Here is a 1121-nt window from a genome sequence, read left to right on the forward strand (position 1 = left end):
TAATTGCTCACTTTACCGTGAATGTTGATGATGTCTACCGTCTCATTGTTCTTATACTCGGACGAGGGTTCGTCTACACTGCCCTCTTGTACGGCTGAGCCTTCACAACCAGCTATGACAACTAACAACACGATAAAAGCCCAGACAATCGCACTCCTAAACAACGACGACATTCTTATCACATTATTTTCCATAATCACTTAGACGTTAATAACACTATTTTTGTTTCAATAAATTATTTAATGATATCTTGAAGACGAGCCTTAGCTTCCCCATAAGCTCTCACAATTTGTTGAATCTTTTGAAATTCAGGATCACTTGGACCCAAGTCAGCCATAAACATTTGTTTTAATATTTGATTGTATAAGTCCTGACGAGCTGCAATGATCTTTATCTCCATTTCAACAAGGTCTTCTAGATCATTGTCATTAATTAGTTGCTCAATATCCACGTTTGCGTTATTCACGATATTAGGATCATCCAAAATGATGTCTGAGCTGCGATCGAAGCGAGGCAGTTCTTCATAACGTGGGGCTTCTTCATATTCTTGGCCATTTAAAGGAACAGAGGTACTCAGCTCTGAGAGGATGATTCCCTCTTTAGCCAGCATAACTTGAAAAGGCTTGTGCTGAAGAAGATCCGCAACGACCAAACGACTCATATCCTTATTGCGAATTAGGGTAGAATCAAATGGGTGAAGGACCCAATGACCATCCCGATTGAAGAGGTTGAATGTAAACCATTCTCCGCCATAATTGTATCGCAGGTTAATGTTAGTCTCTGAAATAATTTCAAAGGTAAACTCCAAATAAATACACCCCTGTCATTTGGTATGATTTACACTCATCATACCAAATGACAGGGGTGTACTAAAAGAGATTAGTTACAGTCTTCGATAATGCCTTCCGTTTTCTCCGAGCTCGCGACAATGATCAATACCATAATTAATCCAGCAAGAGCTAAGCCTCCAAGCATAGAATGATCACCTCTTGATGTGTTTCTAACAATCTATGCAGGTGAGCATCTAGATATGAATGAAAAAAACGAGCATCGCGTTGGCTCGTTTTCGTCATGGCATTATTTTCACATTTATTCCAAAAACCCTTTGGTCGCAGATGGGG

Annotated in this window: 1 protein-coding gene; it reads right to left on the reverse strand. The window is 39.7% G+C overall.

Annotated features, from left to right (window positions below):
• Nucleotides 1–235: 235 nt before the first annotated feature.
• Entirely contained in the window at nt 236–808 is a 573-nt protein-coding gene (locus AC1DWN_RS34175) for a hypothetical protein (RefSeq protein ID WP_477563252.1), read from the reverse strand.
• Nucleotides 809–1121 lie beyond the last annotated feature (313 nt).

This window comes from Paenibacillus sp. P4_A7, assembly GCF_056402455.1.